Here is an 18,750-nt window from a genome sequence, read left to right on the forward strand (position 1 = left end):
AAAATGAAAACAGCATATATAGTAAAAGCATATAGAACGGCAGTTGGTAAAGCTCCAAAAGGGGTGTTCCGTTTTAAAAGAACCGATGAATTGGCAGCAGAAACCATCAAATATATGATGAAAGAATTGCCAGAATTAGATCCAAAACGTATTGACGATGTTATTGTTGGTAATGCGATGCCAGAAGGTTCTCAAGGATTAAATATGGCACGTTTAATCTCTTTAATGGGATTAGATATTGTTGATGTTCCTGGGGTTACTGTAAACCGTTTTTGTTCTTCTGGAGTTGAAACTATTGGAATGGCTACTGCAAAAATTCAAGCTGGAATGGCAGATTGTATTATTGCAGGTGGAGCAGAAAGCATGAGTTCTGTACCAATGACAGGTTTTAAACCAGAACTAAACTACGATATTGTAAAATCTGGTCATGAAGATTATTATTGGGGTATGGGAAATACTGCTGAAGCTGTTGCAAAACAATTCAACGTATCTCGTGAAGACCAAGATGAATTTGCATATAATTCACACATGAAAGCCTTACGAGCTCAAGCTGAAAATCGTTTTCAAGATCAAATTGTACCAATAGAAGTTGAACAAACTTACATTGATGCCAACGGAAAAAAAGCAACAAAATCTTATACAGTAACTAAAGATGAAGGCCCGCGTGCTGGAACGAGCAAAGAAGCCTTAGCAAAACTAAGAGCAGTATTCGCTGCTGGTGGTAGTGTTACTGCTGGTAACTCATCACAAATGAGTGATGGTGCTGCATTTGTGATGGTTATGAGTGAAGATATGGTTAAAGAATTAGGATTACAACCTATAGCTAGAATGGTAAACTATGCTGCTGCTGGTGTTGAGCCTCGCATTATGGGAATTGGCCCAGTAAAAGCCATCCCAAAAGCATTAAAACAAGCAGGATTAAAGCAAGACGATTTAAGTTTAATCGAATTAAATGAAGCTTTTGCTTCACAATCCTTAGCCGTTATTCGTGAATTAAACTTAAACCCAGACATTATCAATGTAAATGGTGGAGCCATTGCACTTGGTCATCCTCTAGGTTGTACAGGAGCAAAACTTTCTGTTCAATTATTTGATGAAATGCGTAAGCGTGATATGAAAGGTAAATACGGAGCAGTAACCATGTGTGTTGGTACAGGTCAAGGTGCTTGTGGGATATTCGAATTTTTAAACTAAAAAAGAACTTAATACAATTAAAATGGAAACAACTGAAAAAGACATCTTACGCGGAGGTCAGTTTCTTGTAAAAGAAACAAATTGTGAAGACATATTTACTCCTGAAGATTTTTCTGAAGAGCAAACAATGATGAAGGAAGCTGTGATGGAATTTAATGATCGTGAAATCATTCCTCACAAAGCTAGATTTGAAGCAAAAGATTATGCACTTACTGAAGAAACTATGCGTAAAGCAGGTGAACTTGGATTTTTAGGTGTTGCTGTTCCTGAAGAATATGGTGGATTAGGAATGGGATTTGTTTCTACTCTATTAACTTGTGATTATATTTCTAGTGGAACTGGTTCTTTTAGTACTGCTTTTGGAGCGCATACAGGAATTGGAACAATGCCAATTACTTTATACGGAACTGAAGAACAAAAGAAAAAATACGTTCCTCAACTAGCTACAGGAGAATGGTTTGGTTCTTATTGTTTAACAGAACCAGGTGCTGGTTCTGATGCTAACTCTGGTAAAACAACTGCTGAATTATCAGCTGATGGAAAATCATATAAAATCAACGGACAAAAAATGTGGATTTCAAACGCAGGTTTCTGTCGTTTAATGATTGTTTTTGCTCGTATTGAAGATGATAAAAATATTACTGGATTTATAGTAGAATACGATTCTGCAAATCCAAACGGAATTACAATGGGTGAGGAAGAACACAAATTAGGTATTCGTGCTTCTTCTACACGTCAAGTATTCTTTAACGATACTGTTGTTCCTGCAGAAAATATGTTAGCTGGTCGTGGTGAAGGTTTTAAAATCGCCATGAATGCGCTTAACGTTGGTCGTATTAAATTAGCTGGTGCTTGTTTAGATTCTCAACGTCGTATTTTAACAACTGCTGTTAGTTATGCTAACGAACGTAAACAATTTAAAACGCCTATTTCAGATTTTGGTGCTATTAAAGTGAAATTAGCTGAAATGGCTACTAACGCATACGCTGGCGAATCTGCAACTTATAGAGCTGCTAAAAACATAGAAGATAGAATTGCTATGAGAGTTGCAGCAGGTAATTCTCACCAAGAAGCAGAACTAAAAGGTGTAGAAGAATATGCTATAGAATGTTCTATATTAAAAGTAGCAGTTTCAGAAGATGTGCAAGCTTGTGCAGATGAAGGAATCCAAATTTTTGGTGGTATGGGATTCTCTGAGGAAACTCCTATGGAAGCAGCTTGGAGAGATGCTCGTATTGCTCGTATATACGAAGGAACAAACGAAATTAACAGAATGCTTTCAGTTGGTATGTTAGTTAAGAAAGCCATGAAAGGTCATGTAGATTTATTAGGACCTGCTCAAGAAGTTCAAAATGAATTAATGGGTATTCCTTCATTTGATACTCCTGATTATTCTGAATTATTTTCAGAAGAAAAAGAAATGATTAAGAAACTTAAAAAGACGTTCTTAATGGTTGCTGGTGGAGCTGTTCAAAAATATGGACAAAACCTAGAAAAGCACCAACAATTGTTGATTGCTGCTGCAGATATATTAATTGAAATATATATGGCGGAGTCTACTATTTTAAGAACAGAAAAAAGTGTAAAACGTTTTGGCGAAGAAGCACAATCTGTTCAAATAGCAATGGCAAAATTATATTTATATCACGCCGTTGATATTATAGAAGAAAAAGGAAAAGAAAGTATTATTTCTTTTGCTGAAGGAGACGAACAACGCATGATGTTAATGGGTCTTAAGCGTTTTACTAAATACGCTAACTATCCAGATATCGTAGATTTAAGAAACGAAATTGCAGAAAAAGTAAAATCAGAAAACAAATACTGCTTTTAATATTATAAGTCGTATTATATAAAGTGACTAACTCAATTTTTAGAAACGCTTCGAAATAAATTTCGAAGCGTTTTTTATTTTCAGTATTTTTAGATAAAATTTGAAATATGAAAAAATTATTTTTTACAGTTATTTTATTCTCAACCTTATTAATTTTTGGTCAAAAAGATAAACAGATATATGATATTATTGGTGCAGTTTCAGCAGATAGAATTGAAAACGACATACAAACTTTAGTTAATTTTGGAACAAGAAACACCTTTAGCGATACAATTTCAAACACAAGAGGCATTGGTGCAGCAAGACGTTGGATTAAATCTGAATTTGAGACCATTTCAAAAAACTGTGATGATTGCTTAAATGTATTTTACCAAAAAGATTTTGTGACTAAAGAAGGTAATAATCGCGTACCACATGATGCTTGGGTTGTTAATGTTGTTGCCATACAAAAAGGAACAAAATACCCAAATCGTTATATTATTATGAGTGGTGATATTGACTCTCGTGCTAGCGATACAATGGATTTTACAACTGATGCTCCTGGTGCTAATGATAATGCTTCTGGAATGGCTGGAACTATTGAGGCTGCTCGTATACTTTCAAAATATAAATTTGAAAACAGTATTATCTATGTTGGCTTATCTGGTGAAGAGCAAGGTTTATTTGGAGGCGCAGGATTAGCTAAATACGCTAAAGACAACAATTGGGATATTATTGGAATATTTAATAATGATATGATTGGAAATATTAAAGGAGTTGATGGCGTAATTGATAACCGTACTTTTAGAATATTTTCAGAACCCGTTCCTCCAAATGAAACTGAAAGAGAAAGAACAATGCGCAGATTTTATGGCGGTGAAGTAGATGGAATTTCACGTCAATTAGCCCGTTATATTCACAAAAACGTAAAAACTTACATGCCCGAAATGAATCCTATGATGATTTACAGGTTGGATCGTTTTGGTCGTGGTGGTCATCATCGTCCATTTAACGATTTAGGTTATGCTGGAATACGAATTATGGAAGCTCATGAAAATTACACACAACAACATCAAGATATTCGTGAAGAAGAAGGTATAAAATATGGAGATGTAATAGAGCATGTTAATTTTGATTATGCAAAAAAACTAACCACTGTAAACGCTATAAACTTAGCAAGTTTAGCTTCTGCCCCACCTCAACCAAAAAGTGTTGCCATTGGTGGTATTGTTGAAGCCTCAGTAAAGTTTAAATGGGATAAAATTGATGGCGCAAAAGGTTATAAAATTTACTGGCGTGACACAACCTCTCCTACTTGGGATTACAGCCGCTATGTAGGTGATGTTTCAGAATTTACATTAGATGGTATTGTTATTGATAACTTCTTTTTTGGTATTACAACAGTAGGAGAAAATTGCTTTGAAAGCGTTGTTACTTTTCCGAATAAGGTTTTTAGAGATTAACCTTAAAAACATATTAATAATCTTTTAATTAATTTAGCAGATCAAAAGTTTAAACAATGAAATACTTCTATTTTTTACTAATTACTTTTTTAGTTATTCCAATAACTTCTATTGAAGCTCAAGGTTTACTTTCTGAAAAAGATAATTTTACTCATCAAGATACCTTAAGAGGCAGCATAACTCCAGAACGTGCTTGGTGGGATTTAACGTATTATCATTTAGATATAAAAGTTAACCCTGATGAAAAGTTTATTTCAGGTAAAAACACCATTCAATACAAAGTTTTAGACAATGATTCTGTGATGCAGATTGATTTACAATCACCTCTAAAAATAACAAAAGTGATTCAAAATGGAAAAGAATTAAAATTTATAGATGATGGAAATGCACATTTTATCACCCTTCAAGATTTTCAAAATAAAAATGATTTAAATAGTATTGATGTTTATTATGAAGGGAATCCCAAAGAGGCTGTTAGAGCGCCTTGGGATGGTGGTATTTCATGGAAAAAAGACAACAATGGCAATCATTTTATAGCTTCTTCATGTCAAGGTTTAGGGGCAAGTGTTTGGTGGCCATGTAAAGACCACATGTATGATGAAGTAGATAGTATGCTTATAAGTGTGAACGTCCCTTCTAAATTAATGGATGTTTCTAACGGAAGATTGCGAAGCGTTGAGCAAGTTGGTGATACAAAAACATATTCTTGGTTTGTAAACAACCCTATAAATAACTATGGTGTTAATATAAATATTGGAGATTATGCAAACTTCTCTGAAGTATATGATGGTCAAGGTGGAAATTTAGACATGAATTATTACGTTTTAAAAGACAATCTTGAAGTTGCTAAAGAACATTTTAAAGATGCTCCTAAAATGATGAAAGCTTTCGAGCATTGGTTTGGTCAATATCCATTTTACAAAGACAGTTTTAAACTTGTTGAAGTACCTTATTTAGGTATGGAGCACCAGAGTTCTGTAACTTATGGAAACCAATATAAAAATGGCTATTTAGGTAATGATTTATCGGGTACAGGTTGGGGCCTAAAATTCGATTTTATTATTATACACGAATCAGGACATGAATGGTTTGCTAACAATATCACCTATAAAGATATTGCAGATATGTGGATTCATGAGAGTTTTACAGCATATTCTGAAAATTTATTTTTAGATTATTATTACGGAAAAGAAGCATCAGCCGACTATGTAATTGGGACACGTAAAAACATTGTAAACGACAAACCTATAATTGGACCATATAATGTAAATAAAGAAGGTTCTGGCGATATGTATTATAAAGGTGCTAATATGTTACACACCTTACGCCAACTTATTGAAGATGATGAAAAATGGCGACAAATACTGCGCAAAATGAATATTGTCTTTTATCATCAAACAGTAACAACAAAACAAATTGAAGATTTTTTAAGTGAAGAAACTGGTATAGATTTAACAGAATTTTTCAATCAATATTTAAGAGATACTCGTATTCCAACTCTTGAATATTCTATTAAAGGAAAAGAATTAAAGTACCGATGGGCAAATATTGTTGATAAATTTGATACGCCTGTTCAAGTAACTATTGACGGTATAGAACAATGGCTATTTCCTACTGGAGATTGGAAAACAATGTCTCTAGAAAATAGTAAAGCTTCCCTATTAATTGATAGAGATTTTTATGTTGAATCAAAAGAACTTTAATCTATTTGGAAATTACTGAGTATTATTTTAAAACCGACAAAGAATGGCGTAAATGGTTACATAAAAATCATTTAACTACTAAAGGAATTTATCTTATCTTCTACAAAGTTGAACATGAAAATGATAGTATGCGTTGGGAAGAAGCTGTAAAAGTTGCTTTATGTTATGGTTGGATTGATTCAACCGTTAAAAGCTTGGGAGACGGGAAACGCCGTCAATACTTCACACCAAGAAATCCAAAAAGTGTTTGGAGTGCTTTAAATAAAAGATACATTGAAGATTTAATTACAGAAAATTTAATGCATGAAAGTGGTTTAAAAACCATTGAAATTGCGAAACAAAATGATAGTTGGACAGCTCTAGACGATGTTGAAAATGGGGTTATACCCCAAGATTTACAATTAGAATTTAATAAAAACCTTGATGCTTTTGATAACTACCAAAATTTTGCTCCATCATACAGAAAAAGCTATTTGTATTGGTTAAATCAAGCAAAACGCGAAGAAACAAGAAAAAAACGCATAACTGAAATTATTCAATTATGCGCTAATAATATTAAAAACAGAGGTAATTGGTAATACTAGAATTTAAGAAAAATCCAATTAATAAAAAAGATTAGACTCCATAGTTTGTTGATTAATTGAACTTTTAAATACTTCTATCATTCGTTTTGCAATTCCTGTCCACCCAAAGTTACGGCGTGCAAAACGAGCACCTTCAACAGAAAGTTCATTTCGCATTTTAGGGTATAATAATGGCATAGACATCATCGCACCAAACTCTAAAGGCCTATGTGGATCTGCAAATAAAGCTTGATTTCCAAAATCAATTAAATCGTATAATCCACCATGTACCGTAATAACACTTGGTGTACCACAAGCCATGGCTTCAATTGCTACCATTCCAAAAGGTTCATACCTTGAAGGCATTGCGAAAATATTAGCTGAGCGATATACATTTGCTAGATCATCATCGGCTATATAGCTTTTCCATTTTATTTTATCCATAACACCAAGGTCAGTTGCCAACTGTTTTAGTTTTGCAACACCTTCATCATCTTGATCAGATTGGTCACTACCAATAGCAGCAACTAATCGTGCCTCTGGACAAAGTTCGAGAACTGTTGGCATTGCTTGTATTAAAAGATCATAGCCTTTATTATGTGCCATTCTTCCTAAAGTTAAAATATCTGTTGGTTGAATATCATATTTAGATCGCATTTTATCATTCTCCTTAGACGGTACTGGAAAAAAACGATTTTCATCTATACCGGGAGGAATCATACCACAATTACGAGGTAAAACATCGTATTGTTTTGTTAGTAAATCTACTTGAGGTAATGTAGTTGCTATAACATAATTACACATTTGATAAACAAAATATTCTTTTTGAATACGCTCTTTAAAACGATAGGTTTTCTCCATCTCCACTTCATCCATATCACTTCCCATAGTGCGTCGTTTCCACCAACCTACAGAGTGTGGTGTATGCACATGAGATATACCAAGTTCTTCTGCTATTTTCTGTCCAGCAAAACCTGCATCCCAGTAATGAGAATAAACTACATCATATTTTTTACCTTCTTTTTTAATCGCAGCCAAGCAATTGGTAACAAACTTTTTTAAGTGGTCGTGCATATCCTCTTTCCTGATAAACTTTTTACCTCCAAAAGGTATACGCCATACACTATAGTTTTCATCTACAACGTCATATTCTGGTTGATCTTCAAACTGTCTAGTTACTAAATCTACTTTTTTTCCAAGCCTACTAAAACGTTCAGCTAGTTCTAAAACATAAACCACTTGTCCTCCTGTATCTGGTTTTCCTAATTCTGCATTTGCTCCCACATATCCGTGTAAAGAGATCATTAATATTGATTTCATCGTTTTAAATTTTTGTTATTTTTTAATAATTTTCAAGTCATGACAAGCAGAAATATATTGTGCTGCAGACCATGCTTGATATGATTTTCCCATGGCTTTTCCTGTAATTCCATGAGCCCATTCTGTAAATTCCCATTCTTCGGTTAAACCTTCTTTATTAATTAAGGCTAGTTTATATAATTCCTGAATAGCTACATCTTTAAGTCCCAATTTACTTATAAACTTAACCCAAAAACCACCCACAAAAGGCCAAATTCCTCCATTGTGATAATGATTAGGTAAATTCAATAAATTAACTGTATAATATGGTTTCCAATCTGGATCTCCTGGTGTAACAACTGGATACACATTCGAAACTGGAAAAGGATCATTAACTCCTACACCTAACATAAATTTAAACGTTTGATGTGCTTTTTCTGCATCAATTGTTCCGTGTAAAAAGGCTAATACATTTCCAAAAACATCACAACGCCAACTAAAATCAAACGGTGTTGTTTGTGCAATTAAATAAGAAGTATCTCCGAGAGTAAACTGGCGTTCTGCAAATGAAACCGATTGAAATAGCTTTTGCTGAGTTGAAGGCCAAAAGTTCTGTAATATTTCTTTTTTAATTACTTGAGACCATCTAATATGTTCTCCTGCTTCTTCGTAGTTTCCTAACATTTCGAACATTCTGCCAAAACATACATTGGCACGATACCATAAAATTTCATCATAAAGTATATTATAACTTCCGCCAAACAAATCTGTCCAATCTCCTGCTTCTGGTATTTCTAACAAGGCATCATTATTACTATCATGAGCACCTAACCAACGCATAGTTTCCTTTATGTCTGAAAAATATGTTCTAAGGAATTCTAAATCTTTAGTTACATTAACGTATTCATAAAATGCAATTACAACCCATATACCACTATCTATTGAGCAAATGCCTCCAACACCAGAATAATCTGGCTCATTATCTAAAATACGTACATTAGAAGGGATTTGACCATTACGTGATATATGTTCAAACAAAGTTATTAATGTTTGGCGTTGGCATTTGTGAATTTCTTCATCATGAATAAGGGACAAAGAACCAATAATAGTTATTGCTCCATCTCTTGCCCAAACACTATGGTAATTTGCATCTGTACCACTAGTAATATTATCTTTAATAGAGCATGCTGAAAAACCAAGCGGTGTAATATTTTTTTTCAAAGCTTCAATAGCTTTATCATATCCTTCTCGGATTAAAGCTATTTTTTCGTCTTCATCTTCTTCCGCTATATTACTTAATTCCTGTTTGATTATATAATCATCAGCATGGTCTTTATTTTTTTCAACTACAGCTTCTTCTGGTAAAATACCATAGTAAATAAGCCCCTCAATAACACCATCGCCATGTATGCCTTCGGCATGATAAATCTGGCGATATTTTGTGTATTTATATAGCTCTTCATGTGCATTGGCTACAACTATTCCTTTAATGTCTTCCATATCAAACATTGCCGAGTCGTTACCGCTATCGCCTGCTACTAATGTATTATATGGTTTTAAGTCAAGTTTTTTTAACAACCATTGTAAAGCATTACCTTTATTTGCCCACTTAGGTAAAATATCTAGATATTGTTCGCCTGAGTAAACAACATTTATATCCATATTAGCCTTAGCAAAATCATTTTCAATGCTTGTTATAAGACTTTCAGTGGCATTATAAAAATAGTAACTACGCTTGTAAGCATGTTGATATTTACTTGGTTGCTCACTAATGGGATGATCTATACTTTGTATAATATCCTCTACAGAATTTAAATTCCAGCCATCATCTAATACATCATTAAATTCTTTAACAATAGATTTGCTTTTGTAGTCGTATATTATGGTTCCTACTCCTCCAATAATATAATCTGGTTCTGGTAAAACGCCCTTTTTTATTAAACCTAGAACATCATCAATTAAGCGACCTGTATTGTATGTAAGTAGAATATCATTTTGAGGTTTATATTTTTTCCAAATTTTATAAAAATTACTTTTATGTGTATGGAAATCTATAAGTGTATTATCAATATCAAAAGAAAGAAGCTTTATATCGGGTTGAATATTATCTTCAGTTTTACTCATATTTTATTCTATTTTTTCAAATTAAACCATTGATTTTCCAAAATTTAAGGCTTTAAGCTATAAAAACCAAGAAAAGCGCCACTAATCTGTTGGCTATTCGGAATGTGATAAATTGAAACTGATAGACTAAGAAATCATAAAATTACACCCCTTGGCTTTTACATATTTAATAATGTTAAAATCTTTTCTTTATTTTTAGTAATTAACCTTAACAACATAAATATTTGTTGAAAACTTTATAGCTTGAAAATTATTAAAATAAAAAAAGGAAGCAAAATTGCTTCCTTTTTTTATTCATATACCACTTATAAAACTTCCGTATGGATCTTTAAATTGAATACCTTCTGTAAACCTTTGTTTACTAAGTAATTTAAATTCCACTAAAGCCCAAAGCACAAACTCTTTAACAAAATAACTATCTTGTTTTGATAATTTAGATTGATATTTGCCTAACAAATCATCTAAAGGCGAAATAGCATTCAACATGTTTTTATATTCTTTGTCTCGTAATTCATCTAACAATTCGAAACCTTCTTTTTGATTGAAAAACCATGATACAATATCATCGTATGGACTATCATCTTCTTGCTTTTGAAGTTTTTCAACCTTAGGGAAAAACTCTGGAAACAAACTTTTAATGGCTTCACCTATTAAATTATAGGCTACAACCGCAGCGCCTTCTTGTTCGCCTTCATAAACTAACTCTACTTTTCCTGTAATGGATGGAATTATACCAACAAAGTCTGATAGTCGTAATATAGTTTGCCCATCACCAGACATTAGAGCTCGCCTTTCTGCTGTACTTAATAAATTTTCTAAAGCGGTAATACTTAAACGAGCACTTACACCACTTTTAGCATCAATGAATTCGCTTTCTCTTGCTTCAAAAACAATCTGTTCTAATAAATCTCTTGCTAAATCTGGAACAATAACCGATGTTTTTTGAGACTCTACTACTTTCGCTTCTTGTTCTGTAATTAATCTAGCAGTTTCAATATCTACTGGATAATGTGTTAAAATTTGCGAACCAATTCTATCTTTTAAAGGCGTTACAATACTTCCTCTATTCGTATAATCTTCTGGATTTGCGGTAAATAAAAACTGAATATCTAAAGGCAACCTCAACTTAAAACCACGTATTTGAATATCGCCTTCTTGCAATATGTTAAATAGTGCTACTTGGATTCTTGCTTGTAAATCTGGTAATTCATTAATTACAAAAATACAACGATTGGCTCTAGGAATCATACCATAATGAATCACTCTATCATCGGCATAACTCAATTTTAAATTTGCTGCTTTAATAGGATCTACATCACCAATAATATCGGCAACTGTAACATCTGGTGTTGCTAGTTTTTCAGCAAAACGTTCGCTTCTGTGTAACCAAACTATTGGTGTATCATCACCTTTTTCTATAATTAATTCTTTGGCATATCTTGAAATTGGGTTTAAAGGATCATCATTAATTTCTGAGCCTTCAACAACTGGAATATACTCATCTAACAAATTTAACATTAAACGTGCTAAACGGGTTTTCGCTTGCCCTCGTAAACCTAACAAATTAATATTATGGCGTGATAAAATAGCGCGTTCCAACTCAGGAATTACTGTATTTTCATAGCCATGCACACCTTCAAATGTGGTTTCTTTATTCTTTATTTTCTCAATTAAATTATCACGAAGTTCATCTTTTATAGATTTACTTTTATAGTCTACTTTTTTTAACCCGCCTAAGGTTTTTATATTTTCTAGTTTCATATTTATCCTCTAATTCTTTTTTTTCTGTTTGTTTCGTAATCTTCAAAAATCATTTCACCCAAACCTTTAAGTCCGGTATAAAAAGCTTTTCCTTGATTAGCATATGTAAACTCTCTTACAAATTGCATGAGGTAATTATCTTGTGCAATCATAAAGGTAGTGATTGGTATGTGTAATCTTCTTGCTTGTTGAGCCATAGCATAACATTTATTTACAATATGCTTGTCTAAACCATTACTATTTTTGTAATACTGCCCGTCTGGTAAACGTAAACAACTTGGTTTTCCATCGGTAATCATAAAAATTTGTTTGTTTGTATTACGTTTTCTTCGAAGTAAATCCATAGCCAATTGTAAACCTGCTACGGTATTGGTATGATAAGGCCCTACTTTTAAATACGGCAAATCTTTAATTTCTATTTGCCATGCATCATTACCAAAAACTAAAATATCTAAAGTATCTTTAGGATAGCGTGTTGTAATTAATTCGGCTAAAGCCATAGCTACTTTTTTAGCTGGTGTTATTCTATCTTCTCCATATAGAATCATACTGTGACTAATATCAATCATTAACACCGTACTCATTTGAGATTTATGAAGTGTTTCTTCAACCACTAAATCATCTTCAGATAAAGTAAAATCTGAAATTCCATGATTTATTTGTGCATTCTTTAAACTTTCGGTCACCGACACTCTATCTAAAGCATCACCAAATTGATAGTTTCTAAAATCGCCTGTGTGCTCATCACCAATACCTGGGCTTTTACTTTTATGATTTCCTTGTCCGCTTCGTTTTATTTTTCCAAAAATTTGATCTAATGCTTGTTGACGTATAGCACGTTCGGTTTTTGCGGTAATTGCTAAACCTCCATTTCCATCAGGATCAATTTCTTCTCTTAAATAACCTTTCTTTTTAAGGTCTTCAATAAAATCGTCAATAGTATATTCTGAAGTTGTTAGATTATACTCTGTATCTAACTCGCGTAGCCAATCTATTGCTTCATCAAAGTCTCCAGAAGTATGTGTAATTAATTCTTTGAAAATCTCAAAAAGCTTATCAAAAGGAGATTGATTTGGTGCTTCATATTTTTTAAATACAAAACCTTTTCTATTAGTTTTATTGTTTATCATAGCTGTATAAAATTACTAATTTTTATACAATTTATAACTGAAAGCTATTAGATTTATCTATAGCAATAGAGGGAAATTAAATATTAATTATTCAATACGTTTGAGCTCATTAAAATCTTCAATTTTTATAAACTTCCCTACAGTTGAAATTAATCCCTCCTTTTTAAATTGGGATAATACACGAATTGCAGATTCAGTAGCTGTTCCTACTATGTTTGCAAAATCTTCACGAGATAGTAATACACTTAATGTTCCATCTGGATTGGTTCCAAAACTTTCGTGTATATAAATTAAGGTTTCAGCCAAACGGTGACGAACAGATTTTTGAGCCATATTAACTATTATATCATCGGCCTCTTTTAAATCATGCCCCATATTTTTTAAAACATCAAATGAAAATTTTGGGTTTTTTTGAAGATCTGCAATAATTTCACTTTTAGGAATGAAACAAACTTCCATATCATTTAAAGCTGTGGCTTGTAAATTAGATGTTTCATCTGTAACCAAAGATCGTTGTCCCAATAATTGTCCTTTTACAACCATTTTAACAATTTGGTCTTTACCGTTTTCACTTAATTTAGACAGTTTACAAATACCATCTTTAACGCAATAAACACCATTTATGGTATCTCCTTCTCCAAAAATAACTTCGCCTTTTTTTATGATTCTTGATGTTTTACATTTTGATATTCGCACCAATTCATCATTAGTCAATGACTTTAAGGCATTAAATTGTTTAATAATACATTGTTCGCATTTTGACATAACCAATAAATCATTGATTTGTAAAAATAGAAAAAACATGACAGATATCATATTTAAAGAACACTTGATTTTTGACTTTTGCTACAGGTAAAAATGAGCAAATAATAATGAGCAAAGACACCTGCTTTCATTGTGGTTTAGACACAACGTATACTAAAATAACATTTGATGATAAGTCATTCTGCTGTAATGGTTGTAAAACGGTTTACGAAATATTTTCTGCAAACGATTTAACTTGCTATTACAATTTACAACAAGCTCCAGGAGCTACACCTAAAGATATTGAGGGTAAATACAATTTTTTAGAAAATCCCAAAATTATTGAGCAATTACTCGAATTTAATAGTGATAATACTCAAATAATCACGCTTTATATTCCGCATATTCACTGTAGTTCTTGTATTTGGATACTTGAAAACTTAAGTAAATTAAATAGTAACATAAGTTCGTCTATTGTCAATTTTGGAAAAAAGACAGTACGAATTACTTTTAATTATGAAGGTATTTCATTAAAAAATATAGTCACATTATTAAGCAGTATTGGTTACGAACCATTTATTAGTTTAGACGATTATAGCATTGGGAAAAAAGAAATTAATAGATCTTTAATTTACAAATTAGGTATTGCTGGTTTTGCTTTTGGTAATGTGATGTTTTTATCGTTTCCTGAGTATTTTCAAGTTGGTGAATTTTGGTTAGAACAATATAAACATCTTTTTAGATGGCTCATGTTTTTCTTCTCATTGCCTGTCGTTTTTTATTCTGCACAAGATTATTTTGTTTCAGCTTTTAAAGGTTTGCGTTCAAAAATTTTAAATATTGATGTTCCTATAGCTTTAGGGGTTTCAGTTTTATTTATAAGAAGTACCACCGAAATTATATTAAATATAGGTTCTGGTTTTTTTGATAGTTTAACCGGACTAATTTTTTTCTTACTTCTTGGAAAATTCTTTCAGCAAAAAACATACACCTTTTTATCTTTTGAACGCGATTACAAATCGTATTTCCCTATTGGAATTACCAAAATAAGCGATAACAAAGAAGAATCTATTCAGGTTTATGATATTGAAAAAGGTGACAGACTTTTAATTAGAAATGAAGAGCTGATTCCTGTAGATTGTATTCTAATTAAAGGACATGCCCGCATTGATTACAGTTTTGTTACTGGAGAATCTAAAACCGTTTCAAAACAATCTGGCGATAAACTATTTGCTGGTGGAAAACAATTAGACGGTAGTATTGAAGTGGATGTTTTAAAAACGGTAGAACAAAGTTATTTAACACAACTTTGGAGTAATGATGTTTTTAAAAAAGATAAAGAATTAGCTTTTACTAATATTACAAATAGCATAAGTAAGCACTTTACTATTACCATTTTACTAATAGCCTTTTTAGCAACTATATTTTGGCTATTTACAGATGTTAGCAAAGCTTTAAATGTGTTTACATCGGTTTTAATAATTGCTTGCCCTTGTGCTATTGCGCTTTCTGCTCCTTTTACTTTTGGAAATATTTTAAGAATATTAGGGAAGAAAAAATTCTACCTAAAAAACGCATCAATAATTGAACAATTAGCAAAAATAAATACCATCATTTTTGATAAAACGGGCACCATAACCTCCAACAAAGAAACACGTATTAATTATGAAGGTTTACAATTATCTGATGCTGAAGAAAGTTTACTAAAAAGCACTTTAAGAGGCTCCAATCATCCACTAAGTAGATCGCTTTACAACTTATTAAACGAACATAATATATTAACTCTAGATGCTTACGAAGAGCATTTAGGCAAAGGTATTGAAGCTAAATATAAAAATAGAAACATAAAAATTGGATCTGCAGCTTTTGTGGGGTTTTCGTCAGATACTGCAGCATTAAATACAGCCGTACATGTAAGTACCAATAACAGGTATAAAGGCAAGTTTACCTTTTATAATAAATATAGAAAAGGGTTGTCGCAACTATTTAACACATTAAAAAAAGAATATGATTTGGTTATTCTTTCTGGCGATAATGCAGGCGAAGAAAACAATCTAAAAAAATTACTTCCCACTAAAACAAAGTTGCTATTTAACCAAAAGCCAGAAGACAAGTTAGAGTATATAAAATATCATCAAACAGAAGGCGCTAAAGTATTAATGATTGGTGATGGATTAAATGATGCAGGAGCCCTAGCACAAAGTGATGTTGGCATTGCGATTTCTGAAAACGTAAATGTATTCTCCCCTGCTTGCGATGCTATTTTGGATGCCTCAAAATTTAACCAATTATACGATTATATAAAGATTTCTAAATCGGCTATAAAAATTATTAAATGGAGTTTTTTACTCTCCTTTATTTACAATTGTATCGGTTTATATTTTGCTATCACAGGTCAATTAGCACCTGTTGTTGCTGCTATTTTAATGCCATTAAGTTCTATTAGTATTGTAGTATTTACAACAATTACAACAAATATTTTAGGTAGAAAACTTGATTAAAAATGAAATATGACAAAAGTCATTTTTTAACAAAAGGTATGAAACTACTTTTGAACCATAACTTCAAATAGGTATGAGTGTTATATACATTTTATTAGCAATTAGCATTACTGTAGCTGTTGGTTTTTTTATCGCTTTTATAATGGCTGTAAAAAAAGGACAGTATGATGATAGTTACACACCATCAGTACGCATGTTGTTTGAAGATGAACTTGTTAAAGAAAAAACCAATAAAACAATACTAACCAAAAAAGATTAACAACTATAATATGGAAATGCAACAATTTCATTACGATAATAAAATCGTTAAAAACTTTATTTATGCTACCATGTTTTGGGGCGTTGTGGGCATGTCAGTAGGGTTGCTACTGGCTTTTATGTTTTTATTTCCAAACTTAACCGATGGCATTTCATGGCTAAGTTTTGGTAGATTACGTCCACTGCATACCAATGCGGTAATTTTCGCCTTTGTTGGGAACGCTATTTTTGCAGGTGTGTACTATTCTACCCAACGTTTACTTAAAGCTAGAATGTTTAATGATGTTTTAAGTAAAATTAACTTTTGGGGTTGGCAACTTATTATTGTTGGAGCGGCTATAACCTTGCCATTAGGTTATACAAGTTCAAAAGAATACGCCGAATTAGAATGGCCTTTTGATATTGCTATTGCTATAGTTTGGGTAATATTTGGATGGAATTTAATAGGTACCATTTTAAAAAGAAGACAACGTCATTTATACGTAGCTATTTGGTTTTACATAGCCACATTCGTTACCGTTGCTGTACTTCATATATTTAATAGTTTAGAATTGCCAGTAAGTGCATTAAAAAGTTACTCTGTTTATGCGGGCGTGCAAGATGCATTAGTACAATGGTGGTATGGGCATAATGCTGTAGCCTTCTTTTTAACCACACCTTTTTTAGGGTTGATGTATTATTTTGTCCCAAAAGCAGCTAACAGACCTGTGTACTCATATAGACTCTCGATTGTTCACTTTTGGTCATTAATATTCATATACATTTGGGCAGGACCTCATCACTTATTATACACAGCTTTACCAGAATGGGCACAAAATTTAGGTGTTGCATTTTCAATAATGTTATTAATGCCTTCTTGGGGAGGTATGATAAACGGATTATTAACTCTTCGTGGGGCTTGGGATAAAGTACGAACAGATCCTGTTTTAAAATTTATGGTTGTTGCTATTACTGGTTATGGAATGGCAACTTTTGAAGGCCCCATGTTATCGCTTAAAAACGTTAATGCCATCGCCCACTTTACCGATTGGATTATCGCTCACGTACACGTTGGTGCTTTAGCGTGGAATGGTTTTCTAACTTTTGGTATGATTTATTTCTTAGTTCCTAGGTTATTCAAAACAAAATTATACTCTATTGGGTTAGCTAATCTTCACTTTTGGATAGGCACCTTAGGTATTATTATGTATGCTTTACCAATGTATGTTGCAGGTTTTACTCAAGCTAGTATGTGGAAACAATTCAATCCTGATGGTACTTTAACTTACGGAAACTTTTTAGAAACAGTTACTGAAATCATACCAATGTATTGGATGCGTGCCATTGGTGGTACTTTGTTTATTACAGGTATGCTAATCATGGTTTACAATGTTATCATAACAATTAAACAGGGTAGTAAAGTTGAAGATGATTTAGCAGAAGCTCCCGCTTTAGAACGTGTTACTAAAAAACGTACATCTTCTGAAGGTTGGCATACTTGGTTAGAGCGCAGACCTGTACAATTAACATTATTAGCTACAGTAGCTATTTTAATTGGAGGTATTGTGCAAATTGTTCCAACCATTATGGTAAAATCTAATATTCCAACCATAGCAAGTGTTAAGCCTTATTCACCTTTAGAATTAGAAGGTCGTGATATTTACATTCGTGAAGGTTGCGTAAGCTGTCACTCACAAATGATACGCCCTTTTAGAAGTGAGGTTGAACGTTATGGCGAATATTCAAAAGCTGGCGAATACGTTTATGATCACCCTTTCTTATGGGGAAGCAAACGTACGGGACCAGATTTACATAGAATTGGCGGTAAATATTCAGACAACTGGCACTTCAATCATATGTACGACCCACAAAGTACCTCATCTGGTTCTATTATGCCACGATACCCGTGGTTGATTAAAAATGAGTTAGACAAATCTCAAATAGAAACCAAAATGAAAGCCATGGTAACTTTAGGTGTTCCTTATTCTGAAGAAGATATAACTAATGCCCAAGCTAATATGTTAGCTCAAGGCACCTACATTGAAGAAAATCTTTATACCGATCCGGACTTCGCAAAAACTTACGAAGCAGACAAAAAATACGCAGCTGAAAATAGTGACCCTTTTGTAGATATGAAAAACAGAGAAATTGTAGCTGTCATTGCTTATTTACAACGCTTGGGAACCGATATTAAAGTAGAAACAACTCAAAATTAATAATC

13 protein-coding genes are annotated in these 18,750 nt (G+C 32.6%); 8 read left to right on the forward strand and 5 right to left on the reverse strand.

Features of this window, described 5'->3' with window-relative positions:
• Positions 1 to 3: 3 nt before the first annotated feature.
• The 5 genes from BT151_RS10415 (at position 4) to BT151_RS10435 (ending at position 6,748) form a co-directional block, all read left to right on the forward strand.
• On the forward strand, positions 4 to 1,194 hold the full coding sequence (locus BT151_RS10415) for an acetyl-CoA C-acyltransferase (RefSeq protein WP_072401900.1): 1,191 nt from the start codon (positions 4 to 6) through the stop codon (positions 1,192 to 1,194).
• 22 nt (positions 1,195 to 1,216) lie between these two features.
• On the forward strand, positions 1,217 to 3,025 hold the full coding sequence (locus BT151_RS10420) for an acyl-CoA dehydrogenase family protein (RefSeq protein WP_072401902.1): 1,809 nt from the start codon (positions 1,217 to 1,219) through the stop codon (positions 3,023 to 3,025).
• 107 nt (positions 3,026 to 3,132) lie between these two features.
• On the forward strand, positions 3,133 to 4,467 hold the full coding sequence (locus tag BT151_RS10425) for a M28 family peptidase (RefSeq protein WP_072401904.1): 1,335 nt from the start codon (positions 3,133 to 3,135) through the stop codon (positions 4,465 to 4,467).
• Between the two features lie 56 nt (positions 4,468 to 4,523).
• Positions 4,524 to 6,170 (forward strand): M1 family metallopeptidase, encoded by a 1,647-nt coding sequence (locus tag BT151_RS10430; RefSeq protein ID WP_072401906.1) that lies wholly within the window; start codon positions 4,524 to 4,526, stop codon positions 6,168 to 6,170.
• A 5-nt stretch (positions 6,171 to 6,175) separates the two neighbouring features.
• On the forward strand, positions 6,176 to 6,748 hold the full coding sequence (locus tag BT151_RS10435; RefSeq protein ID WP_072401908.1) for a YdeI/OmpD-associated family protein: 573 nt from the start codon (positions 6,176 to 6,178) through the stop codon (positions 6,746 to 6,748).
• Positions 6,749 to 6,772: 24 nt separating this feature from the next.
• Here the strand turns inward: BT151_RS10435 and BT151_RS10440 are convergent, their stop codons facing one another.
• The 5 genes from BT151_RS10440 to BT151_RS10460 all read right to left on the reverse strand — a co-directional run bounded on the left by BT151_RS10440 (position 6,773) and on the right by BT151_RS10460 (position 13,812).
• On the reverse strand, positions 6,773 to 8,053 hold the full coding sequence (locus BT151_RS10440; protein ID WP_072401910.1) for a glycosyltransferase: 1,281 nt from the start codon (positions 8,051 to 8,053) through the stop codon (positions 6,773 to 6,775).
• A 15-nt stretch (positions 8,054 to 8,068) separates the two neighbouring features.
• On the reverse strand, positions 8,069 to 10,156 hold the full coding sequence (locus tag BT151_RS10445; protein ID WP_072401912.1) for an HAD-IIB family hydrolase: 2,088 nt from the start codon (positions 10,154 to 10,156) through the stop codon (positions 8,069 to 8,071).
• Positions 10,157 to 10,450: 294 nt separating this feature from the next.
• A complete protein-coding gene (locus BT151_RS10450) occupies positions 10,451 to 11,917 on the reverse strand; it encodes a magnesium chelatase (protein WP_072401914.1) in 1,467 nt (488 codons plus the stop codon).
• Positions 11,918 to 11,919: 2 nt separating this feature from the next.
• On the reverse strand, positions 11,920 to 13,047 hold the full coding sequence (locus BT151_RS10455) for a vWA domain-containing protein (RefSeq protein ID WP_072401916.1): 1,128 nt from the start codon (positions 13,045 to 13,047) through the stop codon (positions 11,920 to 11,922).
• A gap of 87 nt (positions 13,048 to 13,134) precedes the next feature.
• Positions 13,135 to 13,812: a Crp/Fnr family transcriptional regulator gene (locus tag BT151_RS10460; protein WP_072401918.1), complete on the reverse strand. Its 678-nt coding sequence runs from the start codon at positions 13,810 to 13,812 to the stop codon at positions 13,135 to 13,137.
• Positions 13,813 to 13,919: 107 nt separating this feature from the next.
• Here BT151_RS10460 and BT151_RS10465 point away from each other — a divergent pair, with 107 nt between their 5' ends.
• From BT151_RS10465 to ccoN, 3 genes are all read left to right on the forward strand, one after another.
• Positions 13,920 to 16,292, forward strand: a complete 2,373-nt coding sequence (locus BT151_RS10465) for a heavy metal translocating P-type ATPase (protein WP_072401920.1) — start codon at positions 13,920 to 13,922, stop codon at positions 16,290 to 16,292.
• A 73-nt stretch (positions 16,293 to 16,365) separates the two neighbouring features.
• Positions 16,366 to 16,551, forward strand: coding sequence for a cbb3-type cytochrome oxidase assembly protein CcoS (ccoS, locus tag BT151_RS10470; protein ID WP_072401922.1), 186 nt, complete (start codon positions 16,366 to 16,368; stop codon positions 16,549 to 16,551).
• A gap of 10 nt (positions 16,552 to 16,561) precedes the next feature.
• The gene (gene ccoN / locus BT151_RS10475; protein ID WP_072401924.1) at positions 16,562 to 18,745 is read left to right on the forward strand and encodes a cytochrome-c oxidase, cbb3-type subunit I; all 2,184 of its coding nucleotides are present in this window, start codon (positions 16,562 to 16,564) and stop codon (positions 18,743 to 18,745) included.
• Positions 18,746 to 18,750: the final 5 nt, after the last annotated feature.

Source organism: Flaviramulus basaltis, from assembly GCF_900114265.1.
In the GTDB taxonomy this organism is placed as follows: Bacteria; Bacteroidota; Bacteroidia; order Flavobacteriales; family Flavobacteriaceae; genus Flaviramulus; species Flaviramulus basaltis.